Below are 20133 nucleotides of genomic sequence, written 5' to 3' on the forward strand. Positions count from 1 at the left end.
CCATCCACATTCCGCGCTGGCCATGCGCTCGCCTGTCGAGTTCAGATCAGCGCTCAACCCCAGCCAGGCTGTCCGGTGAAACGGGGGGCACTCCAGCGCGACCGGGCCGATAGCGTGGGATCTGGACGTGCGCCTTTCTGGAAGTTTCAGGCCTGGCCCTCCTTCACTCCAGAGAAGACGCCGATCGATATCGACCCCTCGGATGCAGTCTCGCACGTCCGCACCGCACCCCACCGGGCCGGCAACTTGAGGGCCGCTTTCCCGGCTCATGACCGCGATGACCGGCGAGCCGAGCCGTCTCGCGGCCCGGGCCCCTGTCCCATTTCACCAGTCCTTCGCCTCCTTGGTGATCCAGTCGCTGAAGGCGCGGATCCGGGGAAGGTCCGTCTTGTTCTCGGGCGTGACGAGGTAGTAGCCGCCCGGGCCGTTGACGCGGTTGGGAAAGGGGGCGACGAGGTTGCCCGCCGCAATGTCGCTCTCGACCAGGAAGCTGGGCAGCAGCGCGACGCCGAGGCCCGAGACGGCGGCCTGCAGGACCATGAAGAAATGCTCCAGCTGCAGCCCCCAGCGCATCGCCGAGGGATCGGCCCCGGTGGAGCGGAACCAGTGGTCCCACGCGCGCGGCCGGGTGGAATGGATGATCAGGCTGTGCTTCGCCAGCATGTCGAGATCGACGAGAGGGTAGGGGCCGTCCATGATGCGCGGGCTGCACACGACGACCAGTTCCTCCGACATGATCGGCTGGCCGACATGGCCGGGCCATTCGCCGTAGCCGAAGCGGATCGCGGTATCGAGCCGGGAATCGCCCCCGTCGGGGGCACCGTCGGCAGAAACGACGCTGAGCCGGATATGCGGATGCCGGTCGATGAACGAGCCGAGGCGCGGAATCATCCACTTGGTCCCGAAGGTGGGTAGGATGCCGACAGTCAGCGTCCCGGCCCCGGCGCGGGTGGACATCAGCTCGGTCGTGCCGGATTCGATCCGGCCCATCGCATCGCCGACCACGCCGGCATAGTAGCGTCCCTCGTCGGTCAGCTCGATGATGCGGCTTCGGCGGGTGAAGAGCTCCACCTCCAGGTATTCCTCGAGACTGCGGACCATGCGGCTGGCGGCGCTCTGCGTCACGTTCAGCTCCTCTCCCGCGCGAGTGAAGCTGCCGTGCCTGGCCGCCGCCTCGAAGGTGCGCAGCGCGTTGAGGGAGGGCATCGTGCGTCCGGCCATTTCCCATTCCTTCATCTCATGCATGGTCAAGGTTAAAGCCGGTTGCCGGCCGAGGCCAGATCGTCTGTCATCGGACCGGAACCGGGGGCGATCCCCGTCGAGAAGCCGCCGGCGCGAACATCGTCTCCACATGCCCGAGCGCCCGCCGAATGCAGAGTAGGACAGCCATGTCACTTGCCGATACCGGTCGCCGGATGACCGCCATCACCATGGGAATAGACCATTTCGAACGGTCGAGGAACGACGGGCGGAGCCTGCTGGACGGTGAGGGGCTGGTGCCGATCTACATGGGCGCCGATATCGTGGCGCCCAACGACTACAACAGCTGGGACGAGGTCCAGTCCGATCTCGAGGCTCTGTCGAAGGAGATCGACGGCCTGCCCAAGGGTGAGCGCAAGGTATTCTTCGAAGGCATGCTCATTTCGCTGAAACTGGCGGTGCGGCTGTTCTCGGGTGGCTCGCCGACCTTCGAGGAAAAGGTGGTCGATCTGGTCGGCGCGCCCCGCGGCAAGGTCGATCCCGCAATCATTGAGACAGCGCGCGACAACCTCGACCGGCTGTTGGCCGGCTCGGGCTTCACCAGGGGCTCGCTCCATGACCGCGTCATCGCCTGGGAAGAGGACCGGGCCATCGATGCGGAGCGGTTGGAGGCAGTCTTCACCGAGCTAATGGACGAGGCGCGGCAACGCACCAACGAGATGATCTTCGATACCGGCGACTACACCATGCAGCTGCACCCGGTCTCGGACGTGCCCTACACCGCGCGCTGCAACTTCAACGAAGGCCAGATGGACCTGAACACGGACCTGAGCTTCACGCGCGCCGCGCTGAAGCACCTGGTCTGCCACGAGGTCTTTCCCGGACATTCCACGCAGCTCATCTCGACCCGGGCCGAGGTCGATGCCGGCCGCGCCACCGCCGACGCGCTGCTGATCACCGCCAACGCGATCACCGGCTGCGTGCAGGAGGGGATCGGCGACCAGGGCGTGCAGCTGATCGACTGGATCGAGGACGACGACGACCAGATCCACCTGGAACTGCGCCGCCTGCGCTCGGCCGCGCAGACGACGGCCGCCTGGGTCTACATGGTCGAGGGCAAGCCGGCCGAGGAAGTCATGCGCTACCTGCGCGAGGTCGCGATGGGGCAGGAGGCCTGGGCTCGGGGCCGCCTGCGCATGGCCGCCCACCCGTTCCGGGGCCCGTTCATCGCCAGCTACTGGGCCGGCAACGAAGCGGTTCGTACGGTGCGCGAGCGCATCCGCCCCGCGCAGAAGGCCGACTTCCTCAAGGCGCTCTACGGCCGGGCACAGAGCCCGCGCAGCCTCGACATGTTCCCGGCGGAGTGAGCGCGATGAAGTTCACCATCATCGGATCGGGCGCCATCGGCGGCCTCGCGGGCGCCTGGATGACCGAGGCGGGGCACGACGTGACCCTCGTCGACCGCTGGGCCGAGCATGTCGCCGCCATGAACGAGAGTGGCCTGCGCATCGACGGTGTGCGCGGCGACAAGCACGTGGCGGTGAAGGCGGCGACGCCGGACCAGCTGACGGGGGAGCTGGGCGTGGTGCTGATCGCCACCAAGTCGCAGCACGCGGTCGAGGCAGTGGAAGACATCGCGCCGCTGCTGACGCCCGAGAGCTGCGTCGTCAGTTTCCAGAACGGCTTCAACGAGCCCGACCTCGTCGCCGCGCTGGACGCGGCGGGCCTGCCGGGCGAGCGGATGGTGATGGGGTCGATCCCCAATTACGGCGGGGCGCTGGTCGATCCCGGCGAGATCGAGTTCGTGCACGAGGGTCCGATCCAGCTGGGCGAGATGGACGGCGCGATGTCGGACCGACTGAAGGACATCGCCGAGGCACTCTCGGCGCTGACCGAAGTTCAGGTCTCGGACCGGATCTGGGGCCAGATCTGGGCCAAGGAGGTCTATGCCAGCCAGGTCGTCTTCTCCGCACTGGTCGATGCGCCGATCCGCGAGGCGCTGGGCAACGAGCGCTATGCCCGCATCGCAGGCGCCATCGTGAAGGAGGCGCTGGAGATCGCGGATGCCAACGGCATCGACGTTCAGCCCTTCGACTTCTTCGACCCCGCGAACTACCGGGTGAGGACTGCGGAGGACACGCGAAAGCTGCTGGACAACGTCAATCACGCGATCTGGCTGCTCAAGAAGGACCAGGACACCAAGCCGCAGCACGACTTCAAGAAGAAGGGCAGCGGCATCTGGTGGGACATCGTTTACCGCAAGCGGCCCTCCGAGACGCGCTCGTCCAGCGGCAAGCTGATCGCCTATGGCGAGGCGGTGGGTGCCGATACGCGCCTGAACGCGAAGCTGTTCGAGATGATCTACGAGATCGAGGACGGCAGACGCGAGCTCGGCTTCCACAACTACGACGAACTCGAGGCCTACGTGGCCGAATGCGGAAAGACCCTGCCATGAGTGACACGAAACTCGGCGTCGGCGTGATCGGCACCTTCGCCTGGGCCGACAAGGCGCACCTGCCCGGCTACAAGGCGCATGAGCGCGTCGACCTCGTCGCCGTCTGCGACGTGGACGAGGGGCGGGCGCGCGCAGCGGCCGACAAGTTCGGGGCCCGCAAGGTCTATACCGATGCGGCCGAGCTTATCGCGGATCCCGAGGTGCAGATGGTCGACGTCTGTACGCCGACCCACACCCACCTGCCGTTGTCGCTGGATGCCATCGCGGCGGGCAAGCACGTGCTGTCGGAAAAGCCGCTGCATACGGAGGCGGCGCCCGCTTTCGACGCCGCCGCGCGAGCCGACGCGGCGGGCGTGCGCACCAAGCTGGGCTTCACCTTCCGCTACTCGCCCGCGATCCGCTGGATCCAGCAGGCCGTGGAGAGCGGCGAACTGGGCGAGATCTATCACATCCACGGATTCGAGCAGAACCAGCAATGGCTCGACCCCGACTACCCGCTGCGTCAGGTCGCCCCGGACGCCAAGCGGGACGAGCTGATCCCGTCCTCCATCGTCGGATACGGCAGCCACCTGATCGACCTGATGCGCTGGATCGGGGGCGAGTTCGGCAGCGTCGTCTCCTCGATGAAGAACTTCATCCCCGAACGCGTGATCCGGGGCGAGGAAGGGCGCCAGCGCGTCCTGATCGACGATGGCACCGTGGGACTGGTGGAATATGCCAGCGGTGCGCAGGGCACTTTGCAGACAAGCTACATCGCGGTCGGCAACTACCCGGGCGTCGAGATCCGGGTCTACGGCTCCAAGGGCGCGGCCATCGCGCGGCTGATCTCGGAATACGACGTCCAGGAAACGCTGATGGTCGCCACGAAGGAGAACTACGAGTTCAGGCGTCTCGACCTGCCCGAAAGCACCCTGCCGCCGGGCACCACGCTCGCCACGCCCTGGCCCGAACTCTACTACCGCAACCTGGTGCGGCATTTCGTGGACGAGATCCTCGAGGACCGGCCGCAGGAATGCACCTTTCTCGACGGGGCCAAGAGCCAGCAGATCGTCGACGCCTTCATCCTGGCGCATCGCGAACGCCGCTGGGTCGATATCGACGCATGAGCGGGACGCTGGATCGATACCTCGCTTGCCGGTTCGAATGGCGGCCGGTCGATGCCACCTTCATGGGGGCTTCGGGACACGATCATCGCATGCCGCGCACCGGCCCGGAGGCGGCGGAGGCGGAGCGGGAAGAGGTGGCAGACCTGCTGGCCGCTGTCGGGGCGGCCGAGGACCTGGATCCCGCCGACCGGCAGTTGCTGCTGGGAGAGCTGCGGGTCGAGCATGACGCGCTGGCGTTGCGGCCGCGCCACCGCAATCCCGCGTGGCATACCGGCGAGGCCGCCTTCGGCATCGTCTCGCTGTTGCTGCCGCGGGCCTTGCCCTTCGATACCGGGGCGGTCGCCTCCCGCCTTGCCGCGATCCCCGGCTTTCTTTCCGATGGCGCCGCTGCACTGGCCGGTCACGCCGTACCTGCGGGCTGGGCCGACCGCGCCCGCCGGGAATGCGCCGCGATGGCGACCTTCCTGCGCGAGGACATCGCCCTGCACGAGGGTCACGCCGCGGCCTGGGACACCCCGGCCGAGCACGCGGCGCGGGCCTTCGAGCGTTACGCCGATGCGCTGGACGGTCTGCCGGACGCCGATCCGGCTTGCGGAGCCGACCATCTGTCGTTCGTGATGCGCGAGCAGCACAAGCTGCCCTACGGACCTGCCGAGGCAGTGGAGCGTGCCCGCGCCACCTTCGAAAGCACGGGGCGCGAGCTGCAGGAGATGGCCCACGCCATCGACCCGGGCCGCAGCTGGCAACGGCAACTCGCCGACCTGACCGACATCGGTCCCCGCTCGCAGGACGAGGTGATCGAGGACCTGCGCCGGCTGGACGACGAGGCGCTGTCCGCCGCCGACGGGCTGGTGACGCCAGAGACGGAATACGGGCTGGATTACCGCTTCTTCCCCGACTGGACGCGGACGATCCGCGGCGCGCTCTACTTCCTGTTCTATCGCTCGCCCCCCGCGTTCGCCCCGGGGCAGGGCAGCGTCTACTGGGTCGCGCCCGAGGGTGGCGACCGCGCCGCCTATCTCGCCGCCCATTCCACCGCGATGCTCAAGACGATCCATGCCGTCCACCACGGATCGGTCGGCCACCACACCCAGAACGCCAATGCCCGCCGCGCACCGACTCCGCTCGCGCGGATCGCCGGGACGGATTGCGCGATGGGCCTTGCCTTCAACGGCGCGGGCACCCTGATCGAGGGCTGGGCCTGCTATGTCGAGGACCTTCTGATGGAAGCGGAGGGGTTCTACTCGCCCGCGGAATGCCTTCTGCTCAAATCCTTCGAGCGCCGCAACGCGGCCAGCGTGCTGGTCGACGTGAACCTGCATACCGGGACGTGGAGCCAGGACGAGGCGACCCGCTTCTATGTGGATGAGGCGGGCTTCGCCCCCGCACGGGCGCCGGGCGAGGTGGTGCGCAACTCGATGTTCCCGGGCTCTCGGCTGATGTACTGGGCGGGGGTCGAGGGGATCCGCGCGCTGCGCCGCCGCTGGACCGGCAATCTGCAGGACTTTCACGACCGCTTGCTGGCGCAGGGGCACGTGCCGCTCGCCGTGGTGGGAGAGGCTATGGACGCGGAAGGATCCTTGCGCGCATGAGTGCCAAGTTGCTCGATATCCGCGACCTGGTGGTGGAATTCCGGACCGAGGCGGGATTGCTGCGCGCGGTGAAGGGGGTCGACCTATCCATCGCCGCCGGCGAGACGCTGGCCCTTGTCGGCGAGAGCGGGTCGGGCAAGTCGGTCACCTCGCTGTCCACGATGCGGCTGATCCCCGAGGGCGTGGGCCGGATCGCGGGTGGCGAGATCCTGTTCCGGGGCCGTGACGGCACGGTGCGGGATCTGGTGCACCTGCCGGGGCGCGAAATGGCCGGCATCCGGGGCAGCGAGATCGCGATGGTCTTTCAGGAGCCGATGACCTCGCTCAACCCCGCGCACCGGATCGGCGCCCAGATCGCCGAGGCCGCGCGTCTGCACGAGGGGTTGGGCCGCAAGGCTGCCCGCGCCCGCGCGGTCGAGATGCTCAAGCTGGTCGATATCCCCGAGCCCGAACGCCGGGCCGAGGCCTATCCGCATCAGCTGTCGGGCGGGATGCGGCAGCGGGTGATGATCGCCATCGCGCTGGTCTGCAACCCGACCCTGCTGATCGCGGACGAGCCGACGACTGCGCTTGATTCCACCGTCCAGCTGCAGATCTTGGTGCTGCTGCGCCGCCTGCAGGACGAACTCGGGATGGCGATCCTCTTCATCACCCACAATCTCGGCGTGGTGGCCGAGATCGCCGATAGGGTCGCCGTCATGTATGGTGGGCGGATCGTCGAGGATGCGCCGATGGCCGAGATCCTGACCGCCCCGCGCCACCCCTATACGCGCGGCCTGCTGGCCAGCGTGCCGCGCACCGATCACGCCGCCCGCGCCGCCGGCCGGCGCGACCGGCTGCAGGCCATCCCCGGCAGCATGGTCGATCCGCTGAAGCCGCCGCCGGGTTGCGACTTCGCCCCCCGCTGCGCCTGGGCGCAGGAGGCCTGCACCGCGGCGGTCCCCGTGCTGGAGGGCGTCGCGTCCGGCCACCATGCCCGCTGCCGCCGCTGGAGGGAGATCGTATGACCCAGCCGCTGATCGAGGTGCGCGACCTTGAGGTCCACTTCCCGGTCGGGCGCACGATGTTCAACGCCGGCGCCACGGTGCGCGCGGTGCACCGCGTGTCGTTCGAGATGGGGCGCGGCGAGGTCGTGGGCCTCGTCGGCGAGAGCGGCTCGGGCAAGACGACACTGGGCCGATCGCTGCTCCGCCTGATCGAGCCCACGGGGGGCTCGGTCCGGTTGAACGGGAAGGAGGTGACCGGGATGTCGCCCGCCGATCTGCGCCGCGCCCGGTCGGACATGCAGATCATCTTCCAGGACCCCTTCGCCAGCCTCAATCCCCGGATGAGCGTGGGCGAGATCCTGTCCGAGGCGCTGCACCTGCACTCCATCGGCAGCCGCGCCGACCGCCGCGACCGCGTGGCCGCGCTGCTGGAGACGGTCGGCCTGCCGCCCCAGGCGGCCGAGCGCTATCCGCATGAGTTCTCCGGCGGGCAGCGTCAGCGCATCGGCATCGCGCGCGCCCTGTCGGTGGAGCCGGCCTTCATCGTCGCGGACGAGCCCGTCTCGGCCCTCGACGTGTCGATCCAGGCGCAGATCGTGAACCTGCTTGCCGAACTGCGCGAGAAGATGAAGCTGTCGATCCTGTTCATCGGGCACGACCTGTCGGTGATCGAATACCTGTGCGACCGGGTCATCGTCCTCTACCTTGGCAAGGTGATGGAGAGCGGCACGGTCGCCGAAATCTATCAGCGGCCCAGGCATCCGTATACACGTGCCCTTCTGGACGCGGCACCGCAGGTGGACGCGAACAGACGGACCGACCGGATCATGCTGACGGGCGACCTTCCCAGTCCTGTCTCGCCGCCTTCGGGTTGCATCTTCCGCACCCGCTGTCCCTTCGCCCAGCCGGAATGCGCCGCCACCGTGCCGCCGCTGGAAACGAAGGGGGCGGACCACCGCGTCGCGTGCATCCGCGCCGACGAGATCGACCTGGTGCCTGGGTGAGCCGCCCGGTTGCGCCCCGCCCCGTGCATGAGTTCAATGCAGGGCATCACCGATTTTTTGGCGCGTTGTTCGTCCCCCGACACCCGGTAGCGTGATTGTCATGATACGCATCTGCATCGCATCCAAGGGCGACCGCGAAGGCCTCGCCCGCATGTTCCGCCAGGAACTTCCCGAGGCCGAGGTCCTGACCGATCCGGCCGCGACGGGCGACGCGCCCGTGCCCTACATCGTCGTCGGGCGGCCCGATCCCGGCACCATCGCCTCGGTTCCGGGGGTCGAGGTCGTGCTCAGCCTCAATGCCGGGGTGGAGCATCTGCTCGCCTCGGGCGAGGTGCCAGACGGGATGCCGATCGTCCGCATGGTCGATGACGGCCTCGCCCGTGGGATGACCGAATGGGTGCTTGCGCAGGTCATGGCCTGGCATCGCAACATCCTTCATTACCATCGCATCCAGCCGGAGGCCCGCTGGGCGCCCGAGCGCGAGAGGCTCGCCGACGAGCGGACGATCTGCGTCCTTGGTGCCGGCGCCCTCGGTACCCCCGCCGCCCGCGCCTTGGCCGCCCTCGGGTTCATGACGCGGGTGTGGAGCCGGTCGGGCGGCGCGGTCGAAGGATGCGAGGCCTTCGGGGCCGAGGCACTGGGCGAGGCGGTTGCCGGGGCCGACGTGCTCGTCAACCTGCTGCCTCTGACCGAGGCGACCCGCGACATCGTCGATGCCGCCTTGCTGGCGCGGCTGGCGCCGGGGGCGTTCTTCGTCAACGGAGCGCGCGGTGCCCATGTCGTGGACGCCGACCTGATCGCCGCATTGGACAGCGGCCGCCTGTCGTGCGCCGCGCTCGACGTCTTCCGCACCGAACCCCTGCCGAAGGACGACCCCCTCTGGCGCCACCCGAACGTCCTCGTCTCGCCCCATGTCGCCGCGCCGACCCATCCCGGGCCGGCCGTCGCCGAGATGGCCGCCAATATCCGGCGCCACCAGGCGGGCGAGCCCATGCACAACGTCGTCGACCGCGCGGCGGGCTACTGACCCGCCGCGTCCGCGAGAAGCCCGGGGCCAACCCGGCACGATCCATGACATCACCGACAAGGAGACCCTCCATGATGACCACCACCCGCAGAGCCATGCTGAAGGCCGGGGCCGCCGGCCTCGCCCTCGCCGCGATGGGCGGCACCGTCGCGGTCGCGCAGAATTACGGCGGCACGCTCAATGTCGGTCTCACCTACGAGATCGACACGATGAACACCTATTCGACGGGCTATCTCGCCGACGCCCAGCACACGATCATCGAGGGCCTGCTCGCCCCCGACGAGAACGCCCAATATGTGCCCGTCCTCGCCACCGAGGTTCCGACGGTCGAGAACGGTGGCATTGTCGTCTCCGAGGACGGCCAGTCCATGACCATCACCTACACGCTGCGCGAAGGCGTGAAATGGCATGACGGCGAGGATTTCACCTCCGAGGACGTCGCCTTCACCTGGGAAGCGGTTCGCGATCCCGCGTTCATCGCTGAATCGAAGTCCGGCACGGAATCGATCACCTCGATCGAGACGCCGGACGATTACACCGTGATCGTGAACTACGACTCGATCGTGCCGGACTTCGCATCGACCCTGTTCACCTTCGGCATCATGCCCGAGCACATCCTGGCAGGGCAGGACCTGAACACCCACGAATACAACGAGTTGCCCGTCGGGACCGGCCCGTTCATGGCGACCGAATTCGCGCGCGGCCAGTATGTCGTCCTCGACCGGAACCCCGATTACTGGCGCACCGCCGAGAACGGGGACCAGCTGCCCTATCTCGACCGGCTGGTCTTTAACATCGTGCCCGACACCAACACGCTGATGACGCAGCTGCGCTCGCGCGAGCTCGATATGGTCGTCAAGACGCCCTACAACCAGGCCGCTCAGGTCGAGAGCTTCGGCGGCTACGAGCTGATCGTCGGCCCGCTCCTGTCCTGGGGCCATCTCGACTTCAACTTCGAGAACGAGTTCCTGGCCGACATCGCCGTGCGCCAGGCCTTCGCCCATGCGATCGACCGGAACGTCCTGATCCAGGCGCAGGGCGGCTTCCCCGAGGCGATCAAGTCCATCGTCGTGCCGATCTTCGAGTTCTACGACGAGAACACGCCCGAATACGAGTTCGACCCCGAGGAGGCGAACCGGATCCTCGACGAGGCCGGCTACACGATGGGCGAGGACGGCATCCGCACCAAGGACGGCGAGCGACTGTCCTTCGAATACGTGACCGCCGCCGGATCCGCCGATGACGAGAACATCCAGCAGATCATCATGGCCCAGCTTGCGCAGGTCGGGATCGAGATCGTCCCCGACAACCGCGCCGGCGTCGCCCTGCGCGAGGCCCGCTACAACGGCGATTACGACCTCTACTACGGCCGGTGGATCACCTCCGCCGACCCGGTCTACTCGATCTTCTACGGGACCGAGGGCGCGCTGAACGGGCAGGGCTATTCGAACCCCGAGCTCGACGCGGTGTTCGAGACGGTCGAGAACAGCATCGACACCGAGACCCGGATGCGGGCCTTCTCCGACATCCAGCGCATCGTGGCCGAGGACCTGCCGACCCTTCCGCTCACCACCAACGTTTCGCTGATCACGGTGACGGAGCGGCTGCAGAACTTCACGCCGAACCCGACGAACATGACCAACTTCGTCGACACTGCCGAGTGGTATCTCTCGGAGGAGTAAGCTCCCCCTGGGGGCGCGCCCGCAGGCTTCCGCGGGCGCGCCCCCCCTTTTTTTCGATCCTTTCACCGCGAGAGCCCGCCGCCCCGTGAGCCTGTCCTTCCTCATCCGCCGCCTGCTCGGGGCCATCCCGCTCCTCTTCGGGATCTCGCTGGTGCTCTTCACCATCATCCACCTCGCCCCCGGCGGCCCGCTCGATGTCTATGCCGACAATCCCTCGGTCAGCGCCGAGGCGTTGGACCAGATCCGGGCGCGCTACGGCCTCGATGATCCGGTGCCGATCCAGTACGTCAAATGGCTCTCGGCCATGGTCGTCGGCGACTGGGGCCTGTCGATCCGCACCGGCCGGCCCGTCCTCGACGAGATCGTGCTGCGGCTGGGACCCACGCTCCTCCTCGGCGGCATCTCGATGGCGCTGGCCTTCTGCCTGGCCCTGCCGCTGGGCGTCATCAGCGCCGCGCGCCGGGGCAGCCGTCTGGACGAGGCGGTGACGCTGGGGGCCTTCGCCGGCATCTCGCTTCCGGTCTTCTGGTCGGCGCTTCTGCTTCAGCTCATCTTCTCGATCTGGCTGGGCTGGCTGCCCTCGGCGGGGATGAAATCCGTCGGTGACGGCAGTCTGAGCGACCGCCTTCTTCATCTCATCATGCCGGTGACGGTCCTGTCGCTGGCCACGATCGCCAGCTGGAGCCGCTACATCCGCTCGGGCATGATCGACGTGCTGGGACAGGACTACATCCGCACCGCCTATGCCAAGGGACGGCGCGAGACGGCGGTCATCGCGCTGCACGCCCTGCGCAACGCGATGATCCCGGCGGTGACCGTGATCGCCATCGACTTCGTCACCATCATCTCGGGCGCCGTCATCACCGAGACCGTCTTCGCATGGCCGGGCATCGGCCGTCTCTTCATCGAGAGCATGAACGGCCGCGACTACCCGATGCTGATGGGTTTGATGATGATGGGATCCGTCGGCGTGGTGCTGGCCAACATCATCGCCGACCTCGCTTATGCCGCGCTCGACCCGAGGATCCGCCATGGTTGACCTGACCACCCAGACGCTCGAGGTCGAGACCGCCCGCAGCCGGCGGCCCTACCGCCAGATGGCCGCGCGGTTCATGCGCCATCGCCTGGCCGTCGTCGGCGCCGTGGTGCTGATCCTGATGGCGCTGATCGTCATCGCCGCGCCCTGGTTCCTGCCCTATCGCTACGACCAGCAGGACTTCACCATCCTCGGCGTGCCGACGCCCCCTTCCGCCGAGCACTGGCTGGGCACGGACGAGCTGGGGCGCGACGCGCTGACCCGGCTGGTGTATGGCGGGCGCGTGTCGCTGGGGGTGGGCCTGCTGGGTGCGATCATCTCGACTCTCGTGGGCACGGCGATCGGCTCCGTCGCGGGGTTCTATCGCGGCATATGGGACATGCTGCTGATGCGGTTCACCGACGTCATGCTTTCGATCCCGACGCTGCCGCTGGTGCTGTTGCTGTCGACCCTGTTCCGGCCCAGCCCCGGCCTGCTGATCGTCATCGTCGGCGGCCTGATCTGGATGGGCACCGCGCGGCTCGTGCGCTCGCAATTCCTCGCGCTGCGGGAGAGGGAATATGTCGAGGCAGCTCGCGCGCTCGGCGCCGCGGGCCCCCGACTGATCCTGCGTCATATCCTGCCCAACGCGCTGGGGCCGATCACCGTCGCGGCCACTCTCGCCGTCGGCACGTCGATCATGCTGGAATCGGGCCTGAGCTTCCTCGGCTTCGGGATCCTGCCCCCCGTTCCGACCTGGGGCAACATCCTCAACAGCGCCAGCGGTTGGCTGTCGATCGCGCCCTGGCTCGCGATCCCGCCTGGGCTGTGCATCTTCTTCACCGTGCTTGCGGTCAATTTCGTAGGCGAGGGCCTGCGCGACGCCATGGAGCCGCGCGGCTGAGCCGGCGCGCCCGTCCTTCGAGGAGATCCCTACATGACTAGCACCGACAGGCCCGCGCGGCTCGAGCGGCTGCGGCTGCCCGGCCGCGTCGCCGGCGCCAGTGCCCGCGACGCCGACCTCGCCCTCATCGCGAAGGCGCCCGAGGGCTTTCTCGACACGACCCATTTCGACACGATCCGCTTCCCGCCGCCGGACTGGGCGGCGCGGGCGTTCCACGCGGCGGCGATCGACGGCAGCCGCGCCTACAGCCCCTATCGCGGCCACCTCGACGTGCGCGAGGCCGTGGCGCGCAACGCCTCCGCCCTGCTGGGGCTGCCGATCGATCCGGAGGGGAACGTGATCCTGACAGCGGGGACGCAATCGGCGCTCTTCGCCTCGATCTCGGCCACGGCGGCGGAGGGCGGCGAGATCGTCCTGCTGTCCCCCGAATACCTCTTCGACGAGCGGATGGCCCGTTTCCTCGGCGCATCGGTCCGCCACGTGCCGCTGGACCTCGCCGCCGCTTCCCCCGACCTCGACGCGCTCGAAGCAGCCTTCGCGGGCGGCGCCGGCGTCTTCGTCTTCTCGCATCCCAACAACCCGACCGGCACGGTGTTCGACGCCGCCACCGTCTCCGCCATCGCGCAGCTGGCCGTGGCCCACGACGTGACGGTCGTCGCCGACGAGCTCTATTGCCGGCTGCTGCATGACGGAACGCCATTCCGCCACATCGCGTCCGAACCGGGCATGGCCGAGCGGACGATCACGCTGCTGGGCCCCAGCAAGACGGAATCGCTCAGCGGTTACCGGCTGGGCGTCGCGATCGGCCCCGCCGCGCTGATCGACCAGATGGAGGATGTGATGTCCGTCACCTCCCTGCGCGCGCCTGCCTATGCCCAGTCGCTGCTGACACGCTGGCTGGGCGACGATGCCGACTGGCTCGCCTCCCGCCAGCCGGATCTGACCGGCCTGCGGGCGATGACCCGCCGGGCGCTGGAGCCTCTGGACTGGTTGAAGGTCACGACTGGGCAGGGCACGGCCTACGCCTGGTGCGACGCCTCGGCCCTCGGCCTGCCCAGCCGCGAGCTGGCCGAACGCCTCCTCACCGACGCGGCCGTTCTGGTCAGCCCGGGCTACCAGTTCGGTCCCGATTGCGAGGGCTGCTTCCGCCTGTGCTACGCGAGGGACGAAGCGGGCTGGTCCAGCGCGCTGGAGCGAATGGTGGGGGTTCTCTCTGCGATAGCGGTAGAGCAGGGGGTCGTGGAGCGGGCGGTCTAGCGGGGCCCCGAAGGGGAGAGGTGTCTTTCGCAAGCTCTGCGAAGCGACGTTGCCCGCAAGGGTTACCTTCCCTGCTTTCCCTGACCGCGCTGCACCGACCCGGGCATTGGCTAGGCCATGCATGGCTCGCTGAAGCAACAGACCGTGCGACGACGGCCCGATCGGCACCCCCACGGTGAGTACCGTCTAGCTTTCCGTCATGACGATCAGGCAGGCCGCGTCAAAGCTCTCGCCGCACTTCGTCGGATCCGGGTTCGACCCCTCCTTCAGCTTCGAGATCACGGAGCCTTACTCGCGTCGGAGTCCGGCAGGGTCCTGGAACGCTTCTGACGCTTCCGCGTCACTTTGGGGATCGGCCGCCACGGAGCCGTCCTCGCGACCGTCCTGCGCCTCCGTGTCAGTATCCATTCCCGAATTGACCGCGAACGGAGCGGACGTGTGAGCGCGGCAACGCTTCGGGAATGCGAGGATGCTTTACGCCGTCCCGTGGCCGTCGAGGGGCGCTAGAAGAGGGACGCAGAGCAATCGGAGATTCATCCTGCGTCGCCACCCAGTCTCCGAAGGGCGGATGGCCCTGCCAAGGCCCTTTGAAACGGAAAGAGGTCCCCGTTCGGGGCCCGTGGATGGATTCCGTGTTTGAATGTGGCGGAGACGAAGAGATTCGAATGCGACGATCTGCGCGCTGAAAATGCCTTATTTCTATGATGTTTCTGCCATCATCGGACTTCAGTAAAAAGGTCGAATGTGTAGCAAATTGTGTAGCAGGCCGTTGGCCCGCTCTCGACGACAACAAACAAGAAAAGCAGGTGCCACGAATGGCGGGACTGATCAAGCGCGGGACAACCTGGCACCTGCGGATGCGCGTGCCGAAGCGGTATCTGGCGGTCGCAGGGCGCAATGAGATTCACCGCAGCCTTGAGACCGACAGCGAGCGCCGGGCGCGGGAACTGCTGCCGGACGTGAAGGCGAAGCTGCTCGCCGAGCTCGACCAGATGACCGTCATCAAGGAGCGCCCGGAGGAGGCCGACGCGTATCGCGCGGCGCAGAAGATCGCTCAGGCCCGAGGCTTTGCCTACAGGCCGCTTTCCGACCTCCTGGAGGCGCCGCTGGAAGACGTTCTGGAGCGCGTGGAGGCGTCCTCTGCCGATCCCGCGACAGAGACCGCCAAGGCGCTCCTCGGCGCTGTGGAGGAGCCAGCTCTGCGGCTCTCCGGCCTCGTCGAAGAGGTCGAGCGTATTGCGGCCCACGACAACCGCTACAAGAGCGAGAACCAGATGCGCCTATGGCGCAACCCGCGCAAGCGCGCCGCCGCCAACCTTCAGGCTGCGCTCGGCGGGAAGGATGTGCTGGTGTCCGAGATCGACCACGCTGCCGCGTTGAAGCACAAGGCTTGGTGGCAGAAGAAGATCGCGGCCGAGAACCTCTCGATGGAGAGCGCCAACAAGGATTTTGCCAACATGGCCGGGATGCTGCGCCGTTACTACGAGAGCATCGCGCAACCCGACCCACCGTATCCGTATCATCGCGTCTCGCTGAAGGATCGGCACAAGGCCGAGAGCCGCAAGCTCGAGATCCCCGTGGATTGGATCACCGAGAAGTGGTTCGCGCCCGGCGCATTCGATGGCACGAACGACGAAGCGCGGGACATCCTGCTGATCTCCGTCGAGACGGGATGCCGCCAGTCGGAGATCTGCGACCTGCCGCCGGAGGCGATCATGCTGGATCACCCGATCCCGCATCTTCGGCTGAAGTTCGAAGAAGGCGAGAACCGCCGCGAGATCAAGAACACGTCGTCTGTTCGCGAGGTCCCCCTGGTCGGAGTGGCGCTGGCTGCGGCGAAGCGCCATCCCGGCGGCTTCCCGCGCTACCGGGGGAAGAGCACCTATTCGGCGACGATGAACCAATACATGCGCAACAACGGGCTGCTACCGTCGCCAGATCACACCATCGGAGGGGTCCGGCACACATGGGAGACCAGGATCCTCGCCGAAACGAAGCGAATGGATCTCAGCGGCGAGATGATGGGGCACAGCGTAAGGCAGATCAGGAACCGGCCGGTGTATGGGGACGCCACACCGCTGGCGAAGCGACACGCACTGTCCAAGAAAGTCATGTTGCCTGTGCCCGGCCATTTGGAATAGGACGGCATAAGTAAAAAAGTGTCTGCGGTTTCAGTGTCGCCACGCTAAAAGTTCTGCATTCAGCGCCGACGAAACTATGGGTGTGATATGAAGGCCAGTATAGGGCGTGCAATCAAGTTCCGAGAGCAGGTGCTCAAGGATCTGCGAAAACCCTCAAGTCTTTTGATTTCGAATGGTGATGACGCCTTCGCGCGAGACATCGAGCAACGGATCAAGGGCGCCTTTGCATTTTACGTTGACCCCGCCGGCGTCGATTTTCTTCAGGAGGGTGTTCAAAAGCTCAGCCAAGAGGATTTTTTTCAGGCAGTGAGTCAGGTGCAGCTGCCATTTGAGACAATCTGGTTGGAGTTCGACGCGAAGACTGAAGACAGAAAGAATGAGGGTCGCATCGGTGTTGTGGCCGATTTTACATCCGAAGGGTTGCGGGTATTCACAGCACAACTGTTCAAGGTGCCAGAAGATAAAGAACTGGTGATTCTCTACGCTGGCTCGGAGGTGCTCTTCAAACGCAATGGGCACGTCGAGATGAGCGACACGCCTGTCGCATTCCATCAAGATTTTTTCGCCGAACAGAAGAAAGGTCGTTTGAGGCGCGGAATACCTGTTCGCGACCAGATTGGCAGAGATACGGTTGAAGAACGCGAAGAAGAGACTGTTCGATACGCAATACGCTGTGTCGCCTTGCTCTTGGCTATCGCTGGGCTCCATCGCCGGCCTGAGGTGCTCGACGTAGAAGAATCTCGTCCACCATCGAAGCAGATAGCAAAGCAATTCGAGCGCCGGGGGGAGAATGCTCCGAAATATGGCCTTTCGATAATCCGTCTCGGGAAGGAAGGCTATTCTGCCGCAGAGCTCCAACACGAAGAGGCCAAGGCGGATGGAAGGCTCAGGAGGTCGGCGCACTGGGTGAGAGGCCACTTGTTCTTGGCGAGAAACGGAAAGCTCACATGGAGAAAAGCCCATGTTCGCGGGGAGGGGAAGCCACTCATGAAGCCTCGGCACATCACATCATAGACTGCTTGTCGGCGAATTTTTCTATAGTGATGATGCCTGCGCGAAACGCATCACGCCGCCCGGTGAAGGGCGGCGTGGCTGGCGATTTCGGTGGCTTGGAGGAGGAGACCTTGGGTCTCTTCGAGCTGGGCGAGTTCGGCGTTGAACCGTTTCAGTAAGGGTAGCATCCACTCTTCGCCGCTGGTGATCTGTTGGGCAATTTTCGCCCTGGCGTGGCGGACCCTGTCGATCTTGCGTTGCAGCGATACGGTCGGGTTTTGGCGGATGTGGGCGGTTTCGGGAGCCGCGGCCCGGGCGGCGTGTCTGGTCGACATGGCACTCCATACCCCACCACCGCAGGAGCGCGGCTGGTTTCGGGGGACGGGGGCTGGGTGCTTACATGTCGGGTCTCCTGTGTTCGGACCGTTCATATAGCGAAGGCGGTCGCATACGGGTAGTTCGTGATGTGGAAACACTGCGTTCGCGGGTTTGGTTTGGCCCCGCGCACGTTCTGCGCACGGGGCAATGAGATCACGCATGGCCTTCGGCATCGCCGGACTTGCCTTGCGCCTCTTCGACTGCGGCGGCCTTGGCTGCTTCTTCCTCAGCCTTCCACTGGTCGACCTGCTCCTGCGCCCGCTCAGCGACGCCCTCCGGCGCCTTGGCATGCTTGAACATCCGGCGACGGTTCGTGGCGGTGGCGAAGCAGCCGAGCTCGAAGAAGACGTCTTCGACCTGCTCGGGTGCCGTCTCCTCCATCCAGTCGAGCCACGCGTCGAAGGTCTCAGCGATAGCCAGCCGCGCCTCGCGTTGGACCTTCTCGTCCTTTCGCGTCACTTTCTCGGCGACGACTGCAACTCGGGCATTCGCTTTCGCTATTTCTCGATAGACCTGTTCGGAGCCGAGGATCGTCGACGACCGGGGCTTGCGGGCGGGTTTCTGGGACAGCGATTTTTTCATTTGGAATACTCCGGTTGTTTGGTTGCGATGTCACCGGAGCCTTGGGTTTGCCGCCCGCCGCATCCGGCTTGCGCAACAAATGGAGTCGCGGCCGGTGACTGACTCCATCTTCCGAAGACGAAAAAACTCTTGCAGCGGATTCTGACGGAATAAACGCATGATATACATGGAGAATATTTTCCCCTCCCAGCATCCATGACCTTTCATGTGAAAGATTTTGCGGTTAGCTGCGCCATTCATCGCGGGTCTCCGTCTCCTGTCTTCGAAGCATCCGGGCGTCCGTTCGCCCGCGGATCGAGCGCCATGATTTTCGCGGTCAGCTTTCGCCGGATCTGCGCGATCCGCTCACGCTGATCCCGCGAGAACGAACGGGTGATCTCGAGGATGATTTCATCCGCCGCCCTGATCTCTGCGACCTCGGACGCGATGTGCTCTTGAGCCTTTTCTTCGGCCCTCGCGCCGAGCCGCATTGCAACCGCCCGGAAGGCCTTGCGCGCAGTGGCGAAGCCAAGCGTTGTCTTCTTGACCGGTGACTGCAGGTGCAGGCTTCTGTCTGCGCTGACGCCGTTGACCGGTTGCCCGTTGGTGTCGATCTTGCCGATAGCCACCGCGTCGGCGAAGTCCAAGACAGCTTCCGCATTGTCTTCGCGCTCGACGACGTCGCGCTCGCGCGTCTCGAGTTCTGCGGCCTTCTTGGCGAGGCGCTTTTCCTCTTTCGCGCGCCATTCCGCGGGTCGCACGTGCCGCGGATTGATCGGCGGGTTCCGACCGTCGTTCAGCGCGTCACGGATGGCCTGCTTGCGTTTCTCGCCGCGCCGTAGACCGATTTCGCTGAACCACTCGCCGACGCTGTCCTGCGCGGCCTCATAGTCCTTGATGAGCGGATGAATCGAGGGCTGCAGAACCCGACACTCGGTCCCGTATTTCCTGACGGTCGCGCGCGGCATGATGACTGCATGGATGTGATAGGCCTGCTCGTCGAGATCAGCGCGAGCATGGATGACGTCGTCGCCGAAGTTGTCGCGCAGCCAGGCGACGGCACGCTCCTCGAACAGTTCCTCTCGCGACGTGCTGAACTCGACGTCACTGCTCTCGGTCTGGTCGAACCAGTCCTTGTTGGCGGTCAGGATGAGTTCGCGCATCGGACCGTGACGTGAAGTCCGCCAGGGATCCCGAGGCCCCTCGATCTGCCGTTTTTCGAGATCCTTGCGCCGGTTCCTCCGGTCGAGATCCTCGAGTTCAGCCGCAAAGGTCTCGACCTTCATCAGCTCGATCTCGGCACGCGCCTCTTCCGCCCAGGTCTCGGAGCCGATCAGGCGGCGGGGCTTCGGCTTGTTCCGGTCGATGTGCCCGAGATCGCCGCCCTTTCGATAGCGATGCGCCTCGTAGCCGCCGATGTCGCTCGGGTCCATGCCCTCGAACCGCAGGACCACCGGGTGCTTCTTGCTTGCCATGTCTGACCTCCAAACGTTGAGGTCAGAAAATGGGTTGATGTTTTCCCGCACCGGAGAAATCGGCCAGACGCAGCCACGAACGGATGTGTGGGGTCATTACTCACTAAACAGCCCGCACTCCGGCACCTGCGGTGCCTGCGTTCGGCCTGCCGTTCGCCCGGGGCGCTGCCCCGGAACCCCGCCCGCCGGGGGCGCCTGTGCGGCGGGCACTCCTGCGCGGAGGGCGGCAAGGTCATCGTTCCGCACTCCCCTTGCAACCCCTGCTCCCGGGGGAGCGTCGTTCCGCACTCCTCCCCCGAACCCCCGCCTGCTCGCAGGGGCCGTTCGCCACGCCCCTGCACCCCTCGGCGGCCACAT

17 protein-coding genes are annotated in these 20133 nt (G+C 66.2%); 13 read left to right on the forward strand and 4 right to left on the reverse strand.

The features are described from left to right. Positions 1-324: 324 nt before the first annotated feature. On the reverse strand, positions 325-1221 hold the full coding sequence (gene gcvA / locus BUE30_RS03800) for a transcriptional regulator GcvA (RefSeq protein WP_170865607.1): 897 nt from the start codon (positions 1219-1221) through the stop codon (positions 325-327). Positions 1222-1388: 167 nt separating this feature from the next. On the opposite strand from gcvA, the gene BUE30_RS03805 reads away from it, so the two are divergent. The 13 genes from BUE30_RS03805 to BUE30_RS17465 all read left to right on the forward strand — a co-directional run bounded on the left by BUE30_RS03805 (position 1389) and on the right by BUE30_RS17465 (position 17383). Then, positions 1389-2567: a hypothetical protein gene (locus BUE30_RS03805; protein WP_212590705.1), complete on the forward strand. Its 1179-nt coding sequence runs from the start codon at positions 1389-1391 to the stop codon at positions 2565-2567. Between the two features lie 5 nt (positions 2568-2572). Next, positions 2573-3655 (forward strand): ketopantoate reductase family protein, encoded by a 1083-nt coding sequence (locus tag BUE30_RS03810; RefSeq protein WP_073326551.1) that lies wholly within the window; start codon positions 2573-2575, stop codon positions 3653-3655. Then, positions 3652-4761, forward strand: a complete 1110-nt coding sequence (locus tag BUE30_RS03815; RefSeq protein ID WP_139300478.1) for a Gfo/Idh/MocA family protein — start codon at positions 3652-3654, stop codon at positions 4759-4761. Before BUE30_RS03810 ends, BUE30_RS03815 begins: the two co-directional genes overlap by 4 nt. Then, positions 4758-6353 (forward strand): DUF885 family protein, encoded by a 1596-nt coding sequence (locus tag BUE30_RS03820; RefSeq protein ID WP_073326553.1) that lies wholly within the window; start codon positions 4758-4760, stop codon positions 6351-6353. Before BUE30_RS03815 ends, BUE30_RS03820 begins: the two co-directional genes overlap by 4 nt. Continuing rightward, positions 6350-7360: an ABC transporter ATP-binding protein gene (locus BUE30_RS03825; RefSeq protein WP_073326554.1), complete on the forward strand. Its 1011-nt coding sequence runs from the start codon at positions 6350-6352 to the stop codon at positions 7358-7360. Before BUE30_RS03820 ends, BUE30_RS03825 begins: the two co-directional genes overlap by 4 nt. Continuing rightward, positions 7357-8343 carry an ABC transporter ATP-binding protein gene (locus BUE30_RS03830; RefSeq protein ID WP_073326555.1) on the forward strand — a complete coding sequence of 329 codons (987 nt, stop codon included), beginning with the start codon at positions 7357-7359 and terminating at the stop codon, positions 8341-8343. The genes BUE30_RS03825 and BUE30_RS03830 overlap by 4 nt, the downstream gene beginning before the upstream one ends. Positions 8344-8443: 100 nt before the next feature. Then, positions 8444-9370: a 2-hydroxyacid dehydrogenase gene (locus BUE30_RS03835; RefSeq protein WP_073326556.1), complete on the forward strand. Its 927-nt coding sequence runs from the start codon at positions 8444-8446 to the stop codon at positions 9368-9370. 71 nt (positions 9371-9441) lie between these two features. Further along, positions 9442-11052, forward strand: coding sequence for an ABC transporter substrate-binding protein (locus BUE30_RS03840; RefSeq protein ID WP_212590706.1), 1611 nt, complete (start codon positions 9442-9444; stop codon positions 11050-11052). Positions 11053-11137: 85 nt separating this feature from the next. Continuing rightward, positions 11138-12091, forward strand: coding sequence for an ABC transporter permease (locus BUE30_RS03845; RefSeq protein ID WP_073326558.1), 954 nt, complete (start codon positions 11138-11140; stop codon positions 12089-12091). Further along, positions 12084-12971 carry an ABC transporter permease gene (locus BUE30_RS03850; protein WP_083601111.1) on the forward strand — a complete coding sequence of 296 codons (888 nt, stop codon included), beginning with the start codon at positions 12084-12086 and terminating at the stop codon, positions 12969-12971. Before BUE30_RS03845 ends, BUE30_RS03850 begins: the two co-directional genes overlap by 8 nt. 33 nt (positions 12972-13004) lie before the next feature. Continuing rightward, complete coding sequence (locus tag BUE30_RS03855) at positions 13005-14228, forward strand: aminotransferase class I/II-fold pyridoxal phosphate-dependent enzyme (RefSeq protein ID WP_073326559.1); 1224 nt, start codon at positions 13005-13007, stop codon at positions 14226-14228. An 815-nt stretch (positions 14229-15043) separates the two neighbouring features. Next, positions 15044-16369 carry a DUF6538 domain-containing protein gene (locus BUE30_RS03860; protein WP_073326560.1) on the forward strand — a complete coding sequence of 442 codons (1326 nt, stop codon included), beginning with the start codon at positions 15044-15046 and terminating at the stop codon, positions 16367-16369. A gap of 129 nt (positions 16370-16498) precedes the next feature. Then, on the forward strand, positions 16499-17383 hold the full coding sequence (locus BUE30_RS17465) for an AcrVA2 family anti-CRISPR protein (protein ID WP_139300479.1): 885 nt from the start codon (positions 16499-16501) through the stop codon (positions 17381-17383). A gap of 50 nt (positions 17384-17433) precedes the next feature. On the opposite strand, the gene BUE30_RS03865 is transcribed toward BUE30_RS17465, so the two are convergent. The 3 genes from BUE30_RS03865 to BUE30_RS03875 form a co-directional block, all read right to left on the reverse strand. After that, a complete protein-coding gene (locus BUE30_RS03865; RefSeq protein ID WP_073326561.1) occupies positions 17434-17697 on the reverse strand; it encodes a hypothetical protein in 264 nt (87 codons plus the stop codon). A 196-nt stretch (positions 17698-17893) separates the two neighbouring features. Continuing rightward, on the reverse strand, positions 17894-18322 hold the full coding sequence (locus tag BUE30_RS03870) for a hypothetical protein (RefSeq protein ID WP_139300480.1): 429 nt from the start codon (positions 18320-18322) through the stop codon (positions 17894-17896). Positions 18323-18558: 236 nt separating this feature from the next. Then, positions 18559-19776: a plasmid recombination protein gene (locus tag BUE30_RS03875; protein WP_139300481.1), complete on the reverse strand. Its 1218-nt coding sequence runs from the start codon at positions 19774-19776 to the stop codon at positions 18559-18561. Between the last annotated feature and the right edge of the window lie 357 nt (positions 19777-20133).

The sequence above is a fragment of the Wenxinia saemankumensis genome (assembly GCF_900141735.1).
Classification (GTDB): Bacteria; Pseudomonadota; Alphaproteobacteria; order Rhodobacterales; family Rhodobacteraceae; genus Wenxinia; species Wenxinia saemankumensis.

Bases quoted from the DNA above. Each gene is read 5' to 3' on its own strand.
- BUE30_RS03860 (WP_073326560.1), top strand. From the start codon at position 15,044: ATGGCGGGACTGATCAAGCGCGGGACAACCTGGCACCTGCGGATGCGC.
- BUE30_RS03865 (WP_073326561.1), bottom strand. From the start codon at position 17,697: ATGTCGACCAGACACGCCGCCCGGGCCGCGGCTCCCGAAACCGCCCAC.
- BUE30_RS03830 (WP_073326555.1), top strand. From the start codon at position 7,357: ATGACCCAGCCGCTGATCGAGGTGCGCGACCTTGAGGTCCACTTCCCG.
- BUE30_RS03875 (WP_139300481.1), bottom strand. From the start codon at position 19,776: ATGGCAAGCAAGAAGCACCCGGTGGTCCTGCGGTTCGAGGGCATGGAC.
- BUE30_RS03855 (WP_073326559.1), top strand. From the start codon at position 13,005: ATGACTAGCACCGACAGGCCCGCGCGGCTCGAGCGGCTGCGGCTGCCC.
- BUE30_RS03820 (WP_073326553.1), top strand. From the start codon at position 4,758: ATGAGCGGGACGCTGGATCGATACCTCGCTTGCCGGTTCGAATGGCGG.
- BUE30_RS03850 (WP_083601111.1), top strand. From the start codon at position 12,084: ATGGTTGACCTGACCACCCAGACGCTCGAGGTCGAGACCGCCCGCAGC.
- BUE30_RS03815 (WP_139300478.1), top strand. From the start codon at position 3,652: ATGAGTGACACGAAACTCGGCGTCGGCGTGATCGGCACCTTCGCCTGG.
- BUE30_RS03835 (WP_073326556.1), top strand. From the start codon at position 8,444: ATGATACGCATCTGCATCGCATCCAAGGGCGACCGCGAAGGCCTCGCC.
- BUE30_RS03805 (WP_212590705.1), top strand. From the start codon at position 1,389: ATGTCACTTGCCGATACCGGTCGCCGGATGACCGCCATCACCATGGGA.
- gcvA (WP_170865607.1), bottom strand. From the start codon at position 1,221: ATGGCCGGACGCACGATGCCCTCCCTCAACGCGCTGCGCACCTTCGAG.
- BUE30_RS03825 (WP_073326554.1), top strand. From the start codon at position 6,350: ATGAGTGCCAAGTTGCTCGATATCCGCGACCTGGTGGTGGAATTCCGG.
- BUE30_RS03840 (WP_212590706.1), top strand. From the start codon at position 9,442: ATGATGACCACCACCCGCAGAGCCATGCTGAAGGCCGGGGCCGCCGGC.
- BUE30_RS03810 (WP_073326551.1), top strand. From the start codon at position 2,573: ATGAAGTTCACCATCATCGGATCGGGCGCCATCGGCGGCCTCGCGGGC.
- BUE30_RS03870 (WP_139300480.1), bottom strand. From the start codon at position 18,322: ATGAAAAAATCGCTGTCCCAGAAACCCGCCCGCAAGCCCCGGTCGTCG.